The organism is Tardiphaga sp. 862_B3_N4_1 (genome assembly GCF_051811085.1).
Taxonomy (GTDB): domain Bacteria; phylum Pseudomonadota; class Alphaproteobacteria; order Rhizobiales; family Xanthobacteraceae; genus Tardiphaga; species Tardiphaga robiniae.
This window is the reverse complement of sequence record NZ_JBPWQB010000001.1, coordinates 1,391,568-1,409,771: the sequence shown is the minus strand read 5'-3', so window position 1 is coordinate 1,409,771 and position 18,204 is coordinate 1,391,568. Positions and strand designations below refer to the sequence as shown.

The window sequence follows — 18,204 nt, the reverse complement described above, 5'->3', positions numbered from 1 at the left end:
CCTCGCAGCGCTCGGACGAAGACCCCACTTATTTGAACTCGATACCTCAAGCTCGTTCCCAAACACGCCGTTGACCAACAGGTGCGCTCTGGAGGGTGTCCCCTCCAGAGTTAGAGTCGAAGCCACTGTCAAACGGTCATCGCGATATGTTCCACTTGAGCATTCACGCTCTGGAAAGCGAAGTTGACGATGTCGGCATTGCTGCTGGTTCCATATCCTTGAAGAATCACAGCGCTCTGGCCGTCAAAGTTGTGATGCCCAGTGACGTCCACACGAACCGAAATATCGGTACCTGACTGGGTCAAACTCACAAAATTACCGATATTCGATCCGTCAGCGGCAATGCCTGCTGCCGACCCGAGCAGCGCCGTAAGATCGATCGTATCGGCAGCGCTATAATCCAGCACCTTATCCGCATTCCAACCGACATGATCGAACGCAAAGGTGTCGTTTCCTGAGCCACCCCGGATTTCCGCAGAGACGCCAACACCATAAATGAGGTCGTTACCATCGTCTCCGTAGATCAAGGTCCCGTACTGCTTGCCGGAATGGATCACATCATTTCCAGTTCCGCCGTGCAACTCGACATGACCTGCACTGTCAGAACCATAGATCGTGTCAGCACCGTCATCCCCCCAGACGTTTTGGTTGCCGCCTGTGCCCGTGTAGATGACGTCGTCGCCGCTACCACCGTAGAGATTGTTGGTGTTGACCCCGCTGCCGCCGACGATCAGATCATTCCCACCGTCACCGTAAATTGTGCTCGATGCACTACCGCTGCCAAACATCACGTCGTTGCCATCACCCAGGTGAAGGGTATCGCCATTGCCGCTGGTGGATATGAAGAAATCGTTGCCCGATGTCGGCGTGAAAGAAGCGGTATAATGGACGGTTACATCACCTATTGAGGAAGCCGCCCCGTCGGTTAGGTGATACTCGAAAGTCCGGTCATGACCACTGCTCGGTTGAGTGAACTTCAACGCGTCGGTAATGCTATTGTAATTCACACCCGCGCCTTGTCCATTAGCAATCGACAGCACGCCGTGCTCCGCTGCCTGATCGTTCCAGAGCAACGATTCCCCGAAAACAGCGATCTGGCCAGTACTGTTGGTATAGATGACGTCATTGACCGCCGTCAGCGGCGGCACCTCATTCACATCGGTCACGGTGACGTTGATCGTCTGGGTGGCGGTCAGCGAACCATCCGACGCACTCACGATTACCTGATAGATGTTGTCGTGGTTCAGATCCTGGCTGTTCTCGTAATCCGGAGCCGTGTTGAAAGTCAGCGCGCCCGACTGAGCGTCGATATGGAATTTGCCCGCATCGTCGCCACCACTGATGGAATAAGTGATCAGCGCACTGTCAACGTCCGTCGCATGAACCGTAGTGACTGCCGTTGTGTTTTCGGGGACTGAAAGTGCAGCAAGCGTTCCCCCGCCATCGGAGACGATCACCGGAAGATCGTTCACCGCATTGACGGTCACTCCGATCGTGCCCGTCGAAGTCGCGGTATCGGTTACGAGACCGGTGGTGAGCGTGGCGTGATCGACCACCGTCACGCTGACACCGAGGTTGAACGCGCCATTGTAGTTGTTTGGCGGGGTCATCGTCAGATGTGCCAGGTCGATCCCGGCGGGATTATCGATAACCCAGACGCCGCCCTGTATCGAACCCTGATTGAAAGTCGTCCCAGCGGGATAGCCGCTGAGTTCGATATGGGTGGCCTTCTCCGAACCGTCGGTATCGCCGAGAGCGATATGGACAGCGAACGACGTGTCTTCATTGCCGCCCGAGGCCGAGAGCACCGCCGCATCCGCGACCGGACGAACATTGATAGTAATAGTTCCCGGCGACGACCTGAACCCGTCGGACACCTGATAGGTCAGGACAGAGTAGCCGCTCTCATTCGCGTCGGGCGTGTATGTCAGATCACCATTGGCCCCGATCGATGGGTTGCTGAACAGGTTCGACACACTCTGGGTCACAAGGCCGACCCGCATCAGGGTATCGCCATCTGGATCGGTGTCGTTGGCGAGTACATTCACCCCCGTTAGAATCTGATCCTCGCTGATGGTGTAGACGTCGTTCTGGGGCTCCGGCGCGTCGTTGCCGCCGTGGATAGTGATCGTCACCGTCTGGCTGGCGCTGGCGCCGTGGGCATCGATCACCGTCGCGACGAAGTTCAACGTCACGACTTCGCCAACATGCAACGCCTTTGTTGCAGCGAGGCCGTTGTCGAGATCGTAGCTCCACACACCGGTCGCCGGGTCGATCGACATCGTGCCGTATGGCGACGCTGTCGTGTTCAGCGACCAGGTCAGATGACCCGCATCATTGATGTCGGCATCCGTGGCCGTGAGCTGGCCACTGATGATCTGGTGCGTGCCGCCCGGCAGCAGGCCATGCGCCGCGTCCCATTGCTGCGACGGAGACGCAAATGAATCCTCGTATCCGGCATAATACGGCCGACCGCTTAGACCCGCCGCCGCGATCTCCGCGATCAGCTGGTCATGCAGCGCCACATCCGCAACACCGTTCGGCGGTCCGTTCGAGCCGCCGGCGCCGCCGGGCAGGAACTTGTCGTCGATCGAGGCCTTATCGAGATTACCAAGAAGATTGTCGTGCATCGACTGCGCACGGTCCGGCAGGGTGCCATAATCCGTACCATCAGCCTCGTATTTCACGACCACACCACTCAGCGGTGCGCCACCGTCCTGAACGTATTTGGCATATTCGATCGCGAGGCGAACACCGGCCGCATTGATGGCCGTGTCGTAGTAGCTGTAGTGATCGTCGACATAGTCCCACACTGCAGCGATGGCATCGGCGAAGCCGGCGGCATGGCCAAGCGCAGCCTGCACGCCCACCAGAACCGCATGCATGTCGGCCGGCGTCGCCGCCAGCAGCGCACCGATCTGCGTGTCGATATTCTGATCAATCTCGAACTTGTGGTCCGCGGCAGTGGTCGCCGTCACCGCGTGGTCGAGGAAACCAGCGGCATAGATGTCGGCATGCGTCTGCAGCGGTGCCGAAGTGATGACCGGCGCGTCGTTCACGCCGTCCACGGTGAACGTGAAGGTACCGGGGACCGGCGTCGAGCCGTCCTGGTTGCCGTCTTCGACATAGACCTGGAATGTCGTCGACGAGTCTTCCGAGCCGTCATGGATGAACTTGATCAGGCCGGCGGCAAGCTCGGCGGCCGTGAACGACGTCGCCGGAGCGCCGCCATTCGTGATGATGCCGTGCTGGACGTTCGATACGTGGAAGACGACCTCGGAGGCGGTGTTGTCCGGATCGGTGTAGCCGAGTTCGGCGGCCGTGAGGGTATGGATACCACCTTCGGTCACCGTTGCCGCGAGCGGACCTGCCAGCGACGGCGCGTCGTTCATCGGCAGCACATGCACCGTCGCCGTATGCGTGATGCTGTTATCCAGACCGTCATTGACGACCACGGTCACCGTGCGGTCGCCCGTGCTCGGGGCATCGCCGGTGTACTGATAGACAACACCGCGCATGATGGTCTGGTAGGTAGCTGTCGACGCATCGCCGGTCACGGTGAGCACACCGTTTGTCGCATCGTAGACATAGTTCAGGTGAGCCGCTGCGAGAGCGTCCAGCGCACTCGTATTGAACGACAGACCCTCGACGCCGAGCCCATCCGGCTGCGTTGTCAATGTGACCTTCATCGAATGCATCGTCGTGGAATCGACGTCGGTGAGGGTCGCGCCGCTCAGAATCCACTGCGGCATCTGCTCGACCGCGGTGACGATGACATCGTTACCCGCTGTCACAGCACCGTTCAGATCGACCACAGGCGCGTCGTTGGTGCCATGGATCTTGATCTCGACCACATGGGTGTCCATGCCGCCGTGACCGTCCGAGACCTGGATCGTGTAGGAGATCTTCGATTCCCAGCCATTCGGCAGGAAGTCGAACGCTTCGCTCTGCGAGTTGAACGCCCAGGCGATGTCACCGGTTGTGCTACCAGCCGCCTTCACCTGGCTCGCGCCAAGCGAGAGGAAGCTCAGCAATTGCGCTGACGTGAAGTGATTCTCGATTCCAGATCCCGACGCAGAGACAGACAGGACATTTGCCGTGACAGTGTCGGAGACATCGACATCGGTCACGCTCAGCGTGCCGCCGGCGGTCAGGCCGGCGTTGGTTTCAGTGAAGAACTTCGCGTCGCTGTCGCCATTGTCGACGTGGATCACCGGCGCATCATTGGTGCCGTGGATCGTGATGGTCACGGTCTGGTTCGCCGTCGCGCCATGCTCGTCGGTCACGGTTGCCGTGAAGACCTGTGTTTTGGTTTCACCCTCGGCGAGCGCCTGCGTGGCGGCGCTTCCGTTGTCGAGCGTGTAGCTCCACACGCCGGTCGCCTGATTGATGACCATATTGCCGTAGGTCGCCGGGCCGTTGATCGACCAGGTCAGCACCGCTCCATGATCCACATCCGTGGCCGTCATCTGGCCGCTGGCGACCGACAGGAAGCCATGCGCCTGATCCCAGGCCAGAGCGTTATTCGCAACGCCTTCTTCGCCGCTGTAGATCGGACGGTCAGTCAGACCAGCTGCAAGAATCTGCGCCTTCAGGTTCGTCAGCAGCGCCTGATCCGACGAGAACTTGTCGTTGATCGATGGCGTATCGACAGCGCCCAGCAGGTTGTCGTGCATCGACTGCACACGATCGGGAGCGCCATCTGGCACACCGCCATTGATGTAGCTGAGCGCACCATCCGGCTGGTACTTCACGATCACGTCGAGCAGCGGACGTCCGCCCTGCTGCAGATACTCACCATAGACCAAGCCGAGCAGCACCGTACCCTTGTTGATCGACTGCGCATAATAAGCTGCATCGACATTGGGAATCACACCTCGGGCGTCGTCCAGATAATCCCAGACCGCCGCAATGGCGTCAGCCATGGTCGCACCGCCGCCGAGCGCGGACTGGACGGCCAAGACCACCGCCTTCATGTCGGCTGCAGTATTGATCGTGCTGCCGATCGCATCGTCCGCCACGCCATCAACATTCCGAACGGGCTCGAACTTGTGATCGACCGCGACGTCCGCGGTGACAACATTGTTCAGGCCACCAGCCTCGAACACCACCGCCGATGCCGCGCCCGATGTCATCACCGGCGCATCGTTGGACCCGGTGATCGTCACCGTGACCTGAACCGTGTCCGTCGCACCATGGTCGTCGGTCACCGTCGCAGTGAAGGTCTGCTGGACGGAGTCCCCCTGTGCCAGGGCCTGCGTGGTGGTGAGCGTGTTGTCGAGCGTGTAGGTCCACTTGCCGGTGGCATCGATCGCCATCGTGCCGTAGGTCGCCGGTCCCGTAACGGTCCACGCCTGCGTCGCACCGTGATCGACGTCCGTCGCGATCAACTGACCGGAGATCTGGTCTGCAAATCCATTGGCGACATCCCAGGCATGGGCTGCCGTGTTGCCTGCGCTGCCGGCATTGCCGCTGGCATAGGGGCGATCCAGCAGATCGGGATCGATCGCCGAAATCTGGCCTGCAAAGATGCCATGCAGCGGGTCGGCGCCATAGCGCTGCTGCAAGGCGGCCTCGCTCAGATTGCCGAGCAGGTTGTCGTGCAGTGACTGCAGCCGTTCGGGAATGCCATCGTTATTGGTATCCGTAGTGTACTTCGCGACGACATCGAGCAGCGGTGTACCGCCTGCCTTCACATAGGCCGCGTATTCGATTCCAAGGCGCGTGAAGGCTTCATTGATGGTGATCTGGTTTGCACCCTGCGCGACGTAGGCGTCGTCCAGCGCGTTCCAGATGATCGTGATCGCCGTTCCAGCATTAACGCCAAGCTCCGATTGGATCGTCGCGAGCAGCGCGTGAACCTGCGACGGATCGGCCTGCAAGCCGGCCAGTCCATTCGACACCAGAGGATGCGCTAGGATTGCAGCCGCCATGGCTGGCGTCAGATCGAGACTGCCACCCAGGCCGGCCTCGTTGATGCCGGACGGATCTCCGGATTCAATGATTGTGCCCGCAACGGCCGAGCTCGTGCTGATCACTGGCGAGTCGTTGGTGCCGACAAGCGTGACGGTGATCACACGCGAGGTCGTGCTGCCATGACCATCATCAACCGTGATCGTGAACTTCTCGATCTTGGTTTCGCCGGCCGCCAGCGGATTCAGGTCGGCATCGGTGACGTGATACTGCCAATCGACGAAGCCTGCACCGTCGTTCAACGTCTCCTGAGCGACGACCGCTGTGATATGTCCGAGGTAACCGGTGCCCTGAGGCGTCACCGTCAGCGTATGGGTGTCGCCCTGATCGTCGTAGATCCAGAAGCCGCCGCCGTTATAGCCGCCGCCCCACGAACTATCGGTAAAGCGCGTGCGATCAGCCGTTGATCCCGCCTGCGGATCGGTTTCGGCGTATTCGGTCATGGTTCCGCTATCAGGGAAGCCAACCGAAGTTGAAACAGCGTCATTGGTGCCGTGGATCGTGAACTGATAGATTCCGGTCTTGGTATCGCCATCGGAGTCCGTGACCGTGAATGGCACCGACAGCGTTGCGATTTCACCTTCGCTCAAGCCGTTGAAGCCCCAGCCCGGATTGACCGTCAGCTTGCCGGTCACCGGGTCATAGGACAGCGTCGGCACGCCGAGCGTGGTGCCTGTCGGAGTGGAAATGGTGGCGTGTGCGGTGTCGAACGCCACGGAGCCCGGGCCATCGGCACCGAAGCGGAAATCGGTTCCGCTGACCAGCGACACGACGGACGTGCCGTCTTCGCCGATATCGGCATGGAACACGGGCAGCGACGACGACGCCTGAACGAGACTGACATTCGCCAGATAGGTGCCGGTGTTGTCTGCGCTGCCGACCTCCTTGAAGGTGACGGTGTTTGCAGGATGCGCGTTGTTCGGATCTGTCTGCGCGATCAGATCGAGCGTCTGGATCGCCATCGTCGATCCCGGGTGATACGTCCCGACCAGTTGCCCGTTCCAATAGACTTCGAGTCCCGCCGACGACGGATCGGACGCACCGATCTCGAAGCTCAGCGTGTAGTGCTGGCCCGGCGGCAAGCCGTTGATGGTCTGCGAGATTGCGATATCGCCCGGAGTTGCGGCGAGATCGACCATCGGATGGCCGTTCGACGTCACAACGCCCAGGTAACCGCTCGCAATACGCTCAAGCTGAACGCCGGTCTGACCGGGCTGCGTGCCGGTGATCTTCCAGCCGGTGTCGTCGGTGGCCCACTGGCCCCAGGATTCGGTATGCGCAAAAATACCGCCTGCAAAATCGCCATTGGTGAGCAAGTTTACTGGCGTTGCCGTCCCGGCAATCGTCGGCACATCGTCGCCGACCGTTACGGTGAACGTGTTGCTCGCGGTATCGCCGTCGCCGTCGGTCACGACATAGCCGAACCGCAGTGCCACACCATCGGTGCCCGGAGCCGGATGATCGATCTGATGCGCCAGCACGAAGTTGTAGCCACCCGTCGCCGGATCCAGCGTGACCGTGAAGATCACCTGACCGCCCGCCGTGACGCCTTCCAGCGTGTGGCTGTCCACCACGTGATAGCGCACAGCCTGGTGGCCGGAGGTGACAGCCTGATTGCTGCTGTCGGTAACGGCGCTGCCATCGACGATGCCGCCGAAGGCCAGCGATCCCAGCCCGTCGGCGCCCGCATTGATGTGCAGCGAGCCTGCGACCGAGGTCGCCGAGGTGCTGTCGTTGTGCTGCGTCAGCGACACGTTGTCGATCGCGATGCCGTTGGCAACGTCGACATTGGTGAACCAGCCGTAGCGATGCCCGCCGGTGTCGGAGATCAGGTCGCCCGACACAATCGTCTGGGTGAACACCACTGCACCCGACGCATCGCGCACGATCATGTCGACCGCAAGATGGCCGGTGCCATCGTCGTGGAACGTCTGGCTGAAGGTGTACCAGCCAGCGGCGCTTGCCGGGATGTTGGTCTTGATGGTGGTCGCAGCCCACTGCGCATCGGTGAGCGGATCGAAGCCGGTGTTGTTGTTGGCCGAGATATGGAGATTGCCCTGTGAATCCTCACCAACGTGGAAGATGAAGTCGCGCAGGAACGAGCCATCCGTCTTGTTCACCGCAACCGAGTAGTCGAAGCCTTCACCGGAGCCGATCTTGTTCGGATCGAGATAGATATCGACCGAAGCCTTGAAGCCGCCGTCGAATGTGGAATCGTTGCCGCCAAAGCGCGTGAACGGTGCCGACTGGCCCGCCGTCTGCGTCACCAGCGCATAATTGCCACTATGCGTCTTGGTATCAATACCATCGACTCCTGACGCCTTGATCGCCAGATGGCCGTTTACTCCGCCCTCGAAAAACCCGGCCGACGTGCCGTCTGTCGCACTCTCGAAGCCCTGGCCGAACCCAATCTGCGTCGTCAGGTCATGCTCATTCACCGAGCTGGAATCGGCAGGACCGGCCGTCGGAACGCTGTCGACGATGACAACCGAGATCGGCACATTCAGCGAGTCGCCGTCGGCGTCCGTGGCGACCACGGTGAAGCCGAGCGTGAGTGGATCGCTTCCAGGCGCGTGATCGAGCGGACCGAACAGCGCCACCGTGTAATAAGGATTACCCGGTTCATAGAGCGTAATGCTGAACACCGCGGACTGGGATGGATCATCGACACGATAGGCAACAAGCCGCTCGTTATCGCTTCCGGGCGATTCCGGCTCGACGCGATAGGCCAGCAGAACGCCGTCCGAATGCAGCACTGGTCCGATGATCACGCCATTGCCGTCCTTGGCGAAATTCAGGTGCTTGGCGGCACCCTTGTCTGCGCCCCAGCTGACATTGAGGAAGCCGGTATGCGCATCGACCAGCGGCAAGCCGACCTCACTGACCGTCACCGCCTCCGAGGGCGCAGTCGCAACTGGCACGGAATCGACAACGGTGACCGTGATCGGCACGTTCACGGAGTCGCCGTCGGCATCGGTCGCAGTAACGGTGAAACCAAGCGTCAGCGGATCGCTTCCCGGTGCGTGATCGAGCGGGCCGAACAGTGCGACCGTGTAATACGGGTTGCCCGGCTCGTAGAGCGTAATGCTGAACACGGCTGATTGGGTCGGATCACCAACCCGATAGGCAATCAGGCGCTCGTTGTCGCTGCCAGCCGATTCCGGCTCGACGCGATAGGCCAGCAGGACACCATTGGAGTGAAGTACAGGTCCGACGACGTTGCCGTTGCTGTCCTTGGCGAAATTCAGATGCTTGGCATCACCCTTGTCTGCGCCCCAGCTGACATTGAGGAAGCCTGTATGCGCATCGACCTGGGGCAAACCAACTTCGCTGACCGTGACCGTCTCGGCAGGAGCAGTGGCCACCGGCGTATCATCATCTACCGTGACGCTGAATGTACCCGACACCGTATCGCCGTCGAAATCGCGCGCCGTATAAGCAAAGCTCAGGCTGATATCATCTTCGCTGCCGCCAACCGGATGATCGATCGGCTTCAACAGAGTGAATTTGTAGCTGCCATTGGCTTCGTCGGAGAGCGAGGCCTTGAAGACCCAGTTCGACGTGTTGCCGGCAATGAACGTGCCGGTATAGCCGACCACCGTCGTGCCGTTCTCGAGCACCTGATAGTGCACGGCCTGGCCTTGTGACGTTAGTGCAATGGCCGTTGCGCCCGCGGTGGCGATCACAGCCGGCTGAAGTCCGCTGGTGGCGGAATCCGAGTCTGTAAAGTAAACGGCGCGTCCGGTCAGGGCCGCCACATTGCTGGAAACGTTGTTCGCAGCGCCCGCGCCATCCTGCACGCCACCGGCGTCAGACGTGTCGCTGCTGTCGGCGCCCCAATGGATGCCGAGGCTGCCGGTGGCAATCGCAGTGCCTGGCGCATCGCCCTGCCCGCCGGCATTGCCGCCGCTCAGCGCATCCTCATCGACGATCGATGCCGATGTGTGAAGCTGGACGTTCGCGAGGAATGTGCCGCCGTTGTCGGCAACACCAACTTCGCGGAATTCGAGCGTGTTTGTTCCGGCAATCGCCGTGAAGGTGAAACTGAACTGCTGGAAGCCGCTGGCGCTCGGGTTGACGGTACCAACCAGCACACCATTCCACCACACCTGCGCCGTGGCATCGAAGCCGAGCGGCTTGGCGGCGTCGAAGCTCAGCGTATAGCTTTCACCCGCCGTCAGATTGGTCAGGGTCTGCGCGATCGTGACATCGCCAGGAGATGCGTCGAGATCGACGACACGGCCACCGTTGACCGGATCGGCCACGTACCATCCCGAGGGATTGCGTTCGAGGCCGACGCCGCTGATGGCCCAGCCCAGGATCGAGCCGGTCGCAGTCTCGCCGCCCCAGCCTGGCTGCGGCGGACCAAAACCGGTGTTATCGAGGAACTGACCATTCGTGATCAGATTCGCGCCCAACGTAGGGCTAGCGATCGTCGGTGCATCGTCGCGAATGTCGATCTGCAATATGCCTTCATTGAAGGCTGCCGTCTTGTCGCCGTCGCCGTCGGTGACCTGAAAATCGAACACCATGGTCAGGGCGTCGGCTGCCCCGCTCTGGTCGATATCCGGATGATCGATCGGACCACTCAGTGTGTAGGTATAGGCACCGGTGGTCTGGTTCACCACCAAGGTGAATACCGTCTGGCCACCTGCAGTGCCGGTCAGTGTGATCGAACCCTGGCCGCCGAACGCTGTTCCGTCCGTAACCGTGCCAATCACCACGGCAACGCCGTGTGACGTTAGAGCCGGGAAGCTCTGTGGATCGCCGGCCCCCTCAGCCTGCTCCATGATCGCGTTGCCGAAACGATAGACGACGCTGGTAATTTTCCCACCATCGGCGCCCGCGCTGAATGCCAGTGTGCCGGTGCTGACGGACGGGACGAAGACGCCTGCTACATCGGTGCTCTCCGTTACGGGCTGGGCCCCCAACCATGACGCAGTCGGCGTATCGTCGTTGACATTGACCGACAGCGAGCCGGCCGCGGTGTCGCCGTCTCCATCCGTCACGGTGATGTTGATCTTGATCGTCGCGTTCTCTTCCGTCGGGTTTGCCCCCGACGTCGCGGTCCCCTGAACCACCGGCGCGGACGCCGTGTAGGTATAGGAGCCGTCGGCACCGATCACCAGTGTCGCTGCCGTCGCATAATGCGCGCTCGTCGCGGTGAACGTTGTCGTGCCGTCCGTCCCCTGGACACCTGCACCCCACGTCACGCTTTCCGTATGCGCAAAGCCGTTCGCGTCCTTGTAGACGACCTGGAACGCACCGCCCGAGATCGACACCGACTTCACGCCATCCGCGCCTGCGCTGAACAGCGCGCCCGCATCGCCATGCGCGACATTGTTATCCGCAACGTCACCCGTGCCGCCGGCATTGCCCGCAAACACCGTCTGCTTCTCGTCGTCCAGCACCGTGCTGGCGGTGACGATCTTGGCCGTCGGGACGTCGTCGTTGACACTCACCGAGAGCGAACCAACGGCGGCATCGCCGTCGCCGTCCTTGGCCGTGTAGGTGAAGGTCAGCGTCTTGGTATCTTCGATGCTCGAGAGCTGCAGATCTTGGGCGATCGGCTCCGACAGCGTGAAGCTGTAGGAACCGTCGGCCTTGATCACCAGCACGCCGACCTTATTGCCCGACACATGGCCGGTTGCGGTGAAGGTGGTGACACCGTCCGCGCTGCGGACGCCATTGCTCCAGTCGACACTTTCGACCTTGGCAAAACCGTCGGCCTTGTAGATCGCATTGAAGCCCGGCAGGCCCACCGACAGGGAGCCAAGCCCATCGGCCCCCATGCTGAACAGCGCACCGGCACCACCGGAGACCACGCCGACATTCGGCGATACGTCGCCGATGCCACCGTTGTTGACCGGGGTGAACAGAGTCTGGGCCTCGTCATCCATGATTTGCGAGGCAAATACGATCGAAGCGACCGGAACCGGCGTGTCGTCATTGACATCGACCCGAAGGGTTGCCGTCGCCTGGTCCCCGTCGCCATCCGTCACCGTCACGCCGAACGACAGCGTCTTGTTCTCCTCGATCCCGGCAAGCTGGGTACCCTGCACGACCGGCGCGAACAGCGTCAGTGTGTATGAGCCATCGACGCCGACCACCAGCGTCGCCGCACCGGTCGCGCCCGCATAATGCGCGCTCGTCGCCGTGAACGTCGTGTGGCCGCTGGCGTCGGTGACCCCTGCCCCCCACGTCACGCTCTCCTGCTGCGCGAAGCCCTGCGCATCCTTGTAGATGACATTGAAAGCCGGTCCGGCAAGCGCGACCGACTTGACGCCATCGGCACCTGCGGTGAACAGCGAACCTGCTGCGCCGGTGACAGAATTATAGTTCGGCGACACGTCGCCCAGGTTCAGGAAGCCCGTGCCCGGATTAGTCGGCGTGAACACCGTCTGCGCTTCGTCGTCGAGCACACGCGACGCCGTCACGCTATGCGCCACCGGCGTATCGTCGTTGACATTGACCGACAGCGAGCCGCTGGCGGTGTCGCCGTCTCCGTCCGTAACGATGAAGTTGACCTTGATCGTCGCGTTCTCTTCCGTCGGATTTGCCCCCGACGTCGCGGTCCCCTGAACCACCGGCGCGGACGCCGTGTAGGTGTAGGAGCCGTCGGCACCGATCACCAGCGTCGCCGCCGTCGCATAATGCGCGCTCGTCGCCGTGAACGTCGTCGTGCCGTCCGTCCCCTGGACGCCTGCACCCCACGTCACGCTCTCCGTCAGCGCAAAGCCATTCGCGTCCTTGTAAATAACCTGGAACGCCCCGCCGGAGATCGTCACCGACTTCACGCCATCCGCACCCGCTGTGAACAGTGTGCCCGCATTGCCATGCGCGACATTGGTGTTCGTCACACCGTCGGCCGGCGTGTTGTTGCCGGAGAATACCGTCTGCGCCTCATCGTCCAGAACCGTCGGCGCCGTGATCACCTTCGCAACCGGCGTATCGTCATTGACGGTGATCGACAGCAAGCCGCCAGCCGAATCCCCGTCACCGTCCGTCACCGTGTAGAGGAAGGTCAGGGCCTTGCTCTCTTCGACCCCCGGAATATGCAGATCCTGCACAACCGGTGCATCCAGCTCGAACGCGTACGAACCATCTGCCTTCATGATCAGCATGCCAACCGTGCTGCCGGAGGTGTGGCCCGTCGCCATGAACGTCGTCGTGCCGTCCGCGCTGCGCACGCCGGCGCTCCAGTCAACACCTTCCGTCTTCGCAAAGCCGCCATCGCTATAGATCACGCTGAAGCTCGGCAGAGTGACCGACAGCGAGCCAAGGCCATCGGCCCCCATGTTGAATAGCGTACCCGCCGCCCCCGTCACCGTCTTGGCGTCCGACACATCGCCAAACCCGCCGGCATTGGTTGGCGTAAACAGACTCTGAGCTTCGTCGTCCAGCGCATGCGCAGCAACCACGATCGAGGCAATCGGGGCCGGCGTGTCGTCATTGACGTTCACACGCAACGTCGCCGTCGCCTGGTCGCCATCGCCGTCCGTTACCGTCACGCCGAACGAAAGCGTCTTGTTCTCCTCGGTCCCGGAGAAATGGACATCCTGCACAACCGGCGCCGAAAGCGTCAGCGTGTAGGAACCGTTCACATTGATCACCAGCGTCGCTGCAGCGCTGCTGCCGCCAATGCCCGTATAATGCGCGCTCGTCGCCGTGAACGTCGTGTTGCCGTTGGCGTCCGTGACGCCGGTGCCCCACGTCACACTCTCCGTCTGCGCAAAACCCAGTGCATCCTTGTAGACCACGGCGAATGCGGGGCCGGAAAGCGACACCGACTTCACGCCATCCGCACCCGCCGTGAACAGCGAGCCGGCATTGCCCTGCACCGAATTGTAGTTCGGGGACACGTCGCCCAGGTTCAGGAAGCCCGTACCCGGATTGGTCGGCGTGAATACCGTCTGCGCTTCATCGTCGAGCACACGCGATGCCGTGACAGTATGCGCCACCGGCGTATCGTCATTGACATTGACCGACAGCGAGCCGGCCGCGGTGTCGCCGTCTCCATCCGTCACGGTGATGTTGATCTTGATCGTCGCGTTCTCTTCCGTCGGGTTTGCCCCCGACGTCGCGGTCCCCTGAACCACCGGCGCGGACGCCGTGTAGGTATAGGAGCCGTCGGCACCGATCACCAGTGTCGCTGCCGTCGCATAATGCGCGCTCGTCGCGGTGAACGTTGTCGTGCCGTCCGTCCCCTGGACACCTGCACCCCACGTCACGCTTTCCGTATGCGCAAAGCCGTTCGCGTCCTTGTAGACGACCTGGAACGCACCGCCCGAGATCGACACCGACTTCACGCCATCCGCGCCTGCGCTGAACAGCGCGCCCGCATCGCCATGCGCGACATTGTTATCCGCAACGTCACCCGTGCCGCCGGCATTGCCCGCAAACACCGTCTGCTTCTCGTCGTCCAGCACCGTGCTGGCGGTGACGATCTTGGCCGTCGGGACGTCGTCGTTGACACTCACCGAGAGCGAACCAACGGCGGCATCGCCGTCGCCGTCCTTGGCCGTGTAGGTGAAGGTCAGCGTCTTGGTATCTTCGATGCTCGAGAGCTGCAGATCTTGGGCGATCGGCTCCGACAGCGTGAAGCTGTAGGAACCGTCGGCCTTGATCACCAGCACGCCGACCTTATTGCCCGACACATGGCCGGTTGCGGTGAAGGTGGTGACACCGTCCGCGCTGCGGACGCCATTGCTCCAGTCGACACTTTCGACCTTGGCAAAACCGTCGGCCTTGTAGATCGCATTGAAGCCCGGCAGGCCCACCGACAGGGAGCCAAGCCCATCGGCCCCCATGCTGAACAGCGCACCGGCACCACCGGAGACCACGCCGACATTCGGCGATACGTCGCCGATGCCACCGTTGTTGACCGGGGTGAACAGAGTCTGGGCCTCGTCATCCATGATTTGCGAGGCAAATACGATCGAAGCGACCGGAACCGGCGTGTCGTCATTGACATCGACCCGAAGGGTTGCCGTCGCCTGGTCCCCGTCGCCATCCGTCACCGTCACGCCGAACGACAGCGTCTTGTTCTCCTCGATCCCGGCAAGCTGGGTACCCTGCACGACCGGCGCGAACAGCGTCAGTGTGTATGAGCCATCGACGCCGACCACCAGCGTCGCCGCACCGGTCGCGCCCGCATAATGCGCGCTCGTCGCCGTGAACGTCGTGTGGCCGCTGGCGTCGGTGACCCCTGCCCCCCACGTCACGCTCTCCTGCTGCGCGAAGCCCTGCGCATCCTTGTAGATGACATTGAAAGCCGGTCCGGCAAGCGCGACCGACTTGACGCCATCGGCACCTGCGGTGAACAGCGAACCTGCTGCGCCGGTGACAGAATTATAGTTCGGCGACACGTCGCCCAGGTTCAGGAAGCCCGTGCCCGGATTAGTCGGCGTGAACACCGTCTGCGCTTCGTCGTCGAGCACACGCGACGCCGTCACGCTATGCGCCACCGGCGTATCGTCGTTGACATTGACCGACAGCGAGCCGCTGGCGGTGTCGCCGTCTCCGTCCGTAACGATGAAGTTGACCTTGATCGTCGCGTTCTCTTCCGTCGGATTTGCCCCCGACGTCGCGGTCCCCTGAACCACCGGCGCGGACGCCGTGTAGGTGTAGGAACCGTCGACATTGATCACCAGCGTCGCTGCAACGCTGCTGCCATCAGTGCCCGTATAATGCGCGCTCGTCGCCGTGAACGTCGTGTTGCCGTTGGCGTCCGTGACGCCGGCACCCCACGTCACGCTCTCCGTCAGCGCAAAGCCGTTCGCATCCTTATAGATAACCTGGAACGCGCCGCCGGAGATCGACACCGACTTCACGCCATCCGCGCCCGCCGTGAACAGCGCGCCCGCGTTGCCATGCGCGACATTGGTGTTCGCAACGTCGCCCGTGCCGCCGGCATTGCCCGCAAACACCGTCTGCGCCTCGTCGTCCAGAACCGTCGACGCCGTGACAACCTGCGCAACGGGCACGTCGTCTTCAACATTGACAACGAAGCTCGTGTTGATCGTGTCGCCGTCGGCGTCCGCTGCCTGCACCGTGAAGGTCAGACCGATCGAATTCGATTCTGACGCATGGTCGAGCTGCCCCAGCAGCGTGAACGTATAGCTGCCATGGCTCGAGGTCGGATCCAGCGTCAGGGTGAAGACCGCATTGCCCTCGCCCGGAACTCCCTTATAGGCGGTCAAGGTCTCGCCGCCGTCGGCATTGGCCGTCACGACATATTGCAGCTCGACACCGCCGGAGGTCAGAACTGTGCCGGATTCACCGGTGATAACAAGATTCAGGTTGCTGATCGTCTGCGAACCGCCAGCGATTGCCGTCGGCGTCTCGCCATTCGTCAGGAATGACAGCGTGCGACCAAAGGTGTCGCCCACGCCGCGGATATCGTTATCAGCACCCCAATTGACGTTCAGAGCACCGGTGACCGACGTGTTGTCCACGGCATCAAAACCGCCTTCTGGACCGCTCATATTCGCGCCCGGCAGCCCGTCTTCGCCAACCGCGTGCTGAGCCACCGGTTCGCCGAGCGTCGGGAGGGTGTCGGCGACAGATGCGTTAAACGTGCCGGAAACGGAATCGCCGTCGCTATCTGTCGCGGTGAACTGGAACGACAGATTGATGGATGAGAAGGTCTGCCCGTCACTTACATGATCGAGCGACCGATACTGGGTGACAACGTAGCTGCCGCTGTTGCTGGCATCAGAGAGCGTGGCAACGAAGACAATGTTGCTGGCGATTCCACCTTCGCCGCCCTCACCTTCGCCGCTCTGCTGGAGGCCGGCAAGACTCGTCGGCGCCGTGTCGCCGGTATAGGCCACCAGCACGGTCCCGTTTGCGAGCAGCACATAGTGCACCGTATCGCCATGCGACGTCAGCGTACCGATCGTCGTCGTGCCATCGCCGGTGGCCGTCACCTGCGTGCCGGCAAACACGACCGAGCGATCGCCCGTTGCGCCGGTGGTCGCGGATACGCCGCCATCGACATGATCGTTGTAGCGATCGGCACCCCAGGAGATTCCCAGCGAGCCCGTCTGCGTCGCAGGATTCCCAGACAGCGGATCCGTCAGCGCGGCATCCGCAGGCGTGCCGATAACCGGCGTATCGTCATTGATGCCAATCGAGATCGTCACGGGCGCGGTGTCACCGCTGCCATCCGTGGCGATCACGTTGATCGAGAGATTGATTGTATCTTCGGTGCCATGGATCGGATGATCGAGCGGGCGCAGCAGCGTGAACGTATAGCTGCCCTGCAGCGACGAGGCGTCGAGCGATACCGTGAAGACCTGATTGGCAGCCACAGTGAAATCGCCGCCGACATAACCGATCATCACCGGCTGGCCGTTCACGGTGGTGAATGCAAGTTGAACCGCCTGACCGTCCGAGGTCAGGCCCGCCAGCGTCGGTTGATTGAGCGAGAATGCGAAGCTGCGATTCACAAAATCGGTGCCGAAGTCGACGTTCAACGATCCCGTGACCGACGTGGCAATGCCGCCGGAATCGCCGGTGCCACCGGGATTGCCTTCCGCAAAGCCATCTTCGTTTAGCGTGACGGCCGTAACGCCGCCCGGAATCGGCGACGGGTTAGGTGTCCCATCGTTCAGATTGTCGAAGCCGCCGCCAGTGTCTTCGCCCGCGAGGAGCGCAAGACGCGCGCCCGAGGCGCCGAGCGCACCAACGGTCGCATCGCCGAAATTAGCCCCCCCCGTCGGGCCCGTCGCTCCGCCGGCAGCAGGAAGAACCGATTGATCGGTGGTGATCGGAAATGTTTGCGCGAACTGTTCGCCTGTCAGCGTGCGATCGGAGCCCATGTCGAATGCGAGATCGGTGAGCGGCTTGCCCATCGAGTCGAACACCGGATCGACGGTCACCGTCGACTGGTTGTCGAAGAGGATGATCAGCTTTTCACCGACCTTGACGAAGGTCAGCTTCTCGCTCGCGATATCGGCAAAATCGAGCTTGGTGTTCCCGTCGAGATGGACCGAAATGGCCTGCCCATTTTGCGGCTTCTCAAGCTTCAGGTTCTTCGGAGACGGCGGGGTCTGCGTGGTGGAACCGGCGAGTTGCGCGAGCAATACGGGAGCGTTCATGACTACAACCTCAAGCTGATCGGACCGAAAAACGTCCAAGTCCTGCGAGGGTTAAAATATTCTTAAGAACGTAGAGACGTCAATGAATACCTGTAAAATTTGAAGCGTTTTCGTTGCATTGGTTAAG

General features: G+C 61.7%; 1 protein-coding gene. It reads right to left on the bottom strand.

The window, feature by feature from the left end; all coding sequences use genetic code 11:
• Window positions 1–128: 128 nt before the first annotated feature.
• Complete coding sequence (locus tag AB8B02_RS06485; RefSeq protein ID WP_439063470.1) at window positions 129–18,077, bottom strand: T1SS-143 repeat domain-containing protein; 17,949 nt, start codon at window positions 18,075–18,077, stop codon at window positions 129–131.
• Between the last annotated feature and the right edge of the window lie 127 nt (window positions 18,078–18,204).